Source organism: Sphingorhabdus sp., assembly GCF_044374345.1.
Taxonomy (GTDB): Bacteria; Pseudomonadota; Alphaproteobacteria; order Sphingomonadales; family Sphingomonadaceae; genus Sphingorhabdus_B.
Genome location: NZ_JBILOS010000138.1, coordinates 1 through 3,586, shown reverse-complemented (window position 1 = coordinate 3,586; position 3,586 = coordinate 1). Strand labels below are relative to the sequence as shown.

General features: G+C 57.3%; 3 protein-coding genes. All 3 read right to left on the bottom strand.

Features of this window, described 5'->3' with window-relative positions; all coding sequences use genetic code 11:
- Positions 1-37: 37 nt before the first annotated feature.
- The gene (locus ACIQ5B_RS10490) at positions 38-1,321 is read right to left on the bottom strand and encodes a bifunctional phosphopantothenoylcysteine decarboxylase/phosphopantothenate synthase (protein ID WP_397598975.1); all 1,284 of its coding nucleotides are present in this window, start codon (positions 1,319-1,321) and stop codon (positions 38-40) included.
- On the bottom strand, positions 1,321-2,871 hold the full coding sequence (ubiB, locus tag ACIQ5B_RS10485; protein ID WP_397598974.1) for a 2-polyprenylphenol 6-hydroxylase: 1,551 nt from the start codon (positions 2,869-2,871) through the stop codon (positions 1,321-1,323). Before ubiB ends, ACIQ5B_RS10490 begins: the two co-directional genes overlap by 1 nt.
- A gap of 11 nt (positions 2,872-2,882) precedes the next feature.
- On the bottom strand, positions 2,883-3,586 hold a 704-nt coding region (locus ACIQ5B_RS10480; RefSeq protein WP_397598973.1), incomplete at its 5' end, for a class I SAM-dependent methyltransferase.

The following is a 3,586-nucleotide window of genomic DNA, read 5'->3' as shown; positions in this document are numbered from 1 at the left end:
CAAGCCCGCGCCATGGTTCAGGCGCTTGACGCGCACTTCAACTTTTTGCGAGCTCATCGGCGACCTTCTCCATCAATTTTCGTGCGATAACGTCCTTGGGGCTTTCCAGCCAGCTATCAACGCCTGCTTTGGTTACGATATGAAAGGCGTTGTTCTCACCGCCCATGACATCGCCTGACACATCGTTGGCGACAATCCAGTCACAGCCTTTCTTCGTAAGCTTGGCCTGCGCATGGGCAATGATATTTTCGGTTTCTGCCGCAAAGCCGATCACGAGCTTCGGACGCTGTTTGTGTATGGCCAGACTTGCAAGGATGTCAGGGTTTTCGGTCAATGCGAGCGGCGGAATGGCATTGCCGTCCTTCTTGATCTTCTGGTCCGGCGCTTGCGCGGCGCGCCAGTCCGCGACAGCAGCAACCATGATTGCGGCGTCGACGGGCAGGGCCTTCTCAACCTCAGCCTGCATCTCCAGCGCGGTTTCGACATCAATGCGCAAGACACCGGGCGGTGTCGGCAGATTTACGGGGCCAGCTATCAGTATAACCTCAGCCCCCAGATCAGCCGCGGCGGCTGCAATTGCAAAACCCTGACGCCCCGACGAGCGGTTGGCGATGTAGCGCACGGGATCAATCGCCTCATGCGTTGGTCCAGCGGTCACAAGGATACGTTTGCCAAACAACGGACGATGTTCGATATCGGCAAAATCGGGTTGCGCGGTAAGCGGCGTTGCGCTTGGCATGGTGGTCGGCGAACGACCCGAAGCCAGTTGCGTATTGAAGGGCACGCCAAGCATGCTGCAAATATGTTCGGCGACCGTCGGCGGTTCGGGCAGGCGGCCCGGGCCGAATTCGCCGCACGCCATGGCCCCTTCATCCGGGTTCATAATGTGCACGCCATCGGCGCGCAGTTGCGCCAAGTTGCGCTGCGTCGCGGGATGGTTCCACATGCGGACATTCATCGCCGGAACCGCCAGAACGGGTTTGTCCGTCGCGAGCAGAATAGTGGTCGCCAAATCATCAGCGATGCCAGCGGCCATCTTGGCAAGGATATTGGCAGTGGCGGGACAAATCACCACAAGGTCGGCCTGACGGCTGAGCTGAATATGCCCGATTTCACGTTCTTCCTTCAGGTCGAACATGTCGCCATATACTTGGTCTTCGGTCATGACGCCCATCGAAAGCGGCGTGACAAATTCGGCCGCACTTTTCGTCATCACCGCGCGTACGGCAACACCCTGACGCTTCAGCAAACGCACAAGTTCAAGCGCTTTGTAAGCGGCGATGCCGCCACTAACGATCAAAAGGACGCGTTTTTCACTCATCAGCTCAATCCCGCTGCCCACATGCCCGCAGCGCCAATAGCGCCTGCGAGTAAGGCTACTATCATGTAGCGCCAACCGTTGCTTTTGCCCTTACGTTCCCAAATCAGCTGCACGGGCGGAAGCGGGGGTGGTTCCGGCGCGCCGCCCTTGCGGGGGAGTTGTTCGTCCAAGCGGCGGATGATGTCGGGTATCATCTGCAAGGTTTCGGCTTGCTTGCGAATACCGTCGGCGAGCATGGCTTCGGGGCCAAGCTCTCCGCGAATCCATTCGCGCACATAGGGTGCGGCAACATCCCACATATTGATGCTTGGGTTCAGCGAAGTTGCAATGCCTTCGACCATGACCATCGTCTTTTGCAGCAACAGCAAATGCGGCTGCGTCTGCATGTCAAAGTCGCGGGTGATGGCGAACAGGCTGTCGAGCATTTGCCCAACTGACAATTCGCTCACGGGCTTGCCGCGTGTCGGCTCACCAACAGCGCGCAGGGCGGTCGCGAATTCATCGACATTATGATAGCTTGGCACATATTGCGCTTCGAAATGGATTTCGGCCACGCGTTTGTAATTGCCGGTGGTCAATCCGTAGAGGATTTCCGCAAGCCAGAAACGCGCCTGCCGGTTGATGCGGCCCATGATGCCGAAATCGATGGCGACAATGGTGCCGTCTGCCTGAACGAATAAATTGCCCTGATGCATATCGGCGTGGAAGAAGCCTTCCGAAATTGCCTGCCGCAAAAATGTCAGCACGAGCTTTTCGGCCATTTTGTTCAGATCGTGGCCAGCGGCTTTTAATGCGTCGATGTCAGCAATCTTAACGCCATCGACCCATTCCAGCGTGAGCACGCGGCCAGATGTCCGGTCCCAATCAATGGAGGGGATCATATAGCCGTCGACGGCGACCATGGCATCTTTCAGCTCTGACGCGCTCGCAGCTTCGCGGCGCAAATCGAGTTCGCGCAAGGTCCAGCGTTTCAGATTTGCGATGACAAGCTGTGGTCGCAAGCGCGCAGCTTCGCCGCCCAATGCTTCCAGATGCGCTGCGGCCCATTCATAAGTTTCGATGTCGCGCGCAAATTGTTCGCGAATACCGGGACGAAGGACTTTGACAGCGACGTCTTTGCCGTCGGTTGTGCGTGCGCGGTGCACCTGCGCTATGGAGGCTGCGCCTACGGGCACTGGGTCGATATATTCAAACAGCTCTGCGGCGGGCTTATTCAAGCTGCTGTCGATCTGTGCGTACACAAGGTCGAACGGCGCGGGCGGTAACTGATCCTGAAGCGACAGCAGATTGCGGGCCGCTTCCTCACCAATAATGTCTGGACGGGTAGCCAGCGTTTGCCCAAGCTTGATGGCCGCAGGGCCAACGGCGCGAAAGGCGCCGGCATAATCGGGCACCTTGGGCTGACGCGTTCCGATGCGCGCGATACGGCAAAGGCGTTTAACTTGCGGCGGCGTGTTCCGATCCGCTTCGATCGCGCGCAGCGCACCGTGCCGCGCGAGAATGCGGCCCCATTTGAGCAAACGGAAAATATGGGTTGCAGGACGTGTCATCAGCGCGGAAGTTAAACCTTCCAGCCGCTATGAATGGCAACAAGTCCGCCCAAAATGGGTTCTACCTTCGTTTGCACAAAGCCTGCTTCGCCAATCATGCGCTTAAAATTTTGCATGTCGGGGAAACGGCGGATCGATTCGACGAGATATCGATAGCTGTCCTCATCACCCGCGATGGCTTTACCAAGCTTAGGGACAAGCTTGTCCGAATAGACGTCGTAAATTTGTGCGAGGCCAGGCCATTCAACGGTCGAAAATTCGAGGCAGAAGAAGCGGCCACCGTAACGCAGCACGCGATGTGCCTCGCGCAGTGCCTTGGGAATGTCGGTGACGTTGCGGATGCCAAAAGCAATTGTGTAGGCATCAAAATGCGCATCGGGGAAGCTGAGTGTTTCGGCATTTTGCGGCGACCAGATTAGGCTGTCGATCCCGCGTTTCATCGCGCGCTCCATACCGACGTCCAACATGTCTTCATTGATGTCGGATACGGTGACCTGCGCGCCTGATTTTTCCATGCGAAATGCGATGTCGCCCGTTCCGCCCGCCATATCGAGGATATCTTCACCTTCGCGCGGCTTTACCCGGCGGACAAAGGTGTCTTTCCACAACCGGTGCATGCCGCCGGACATCGCATCATTCATGATGTCATATTTGCGCGCGACATTGGAAAAGACGCCGCCTACGCGTTTTGTCTTTTCTTCAGGGCTAACCTGTT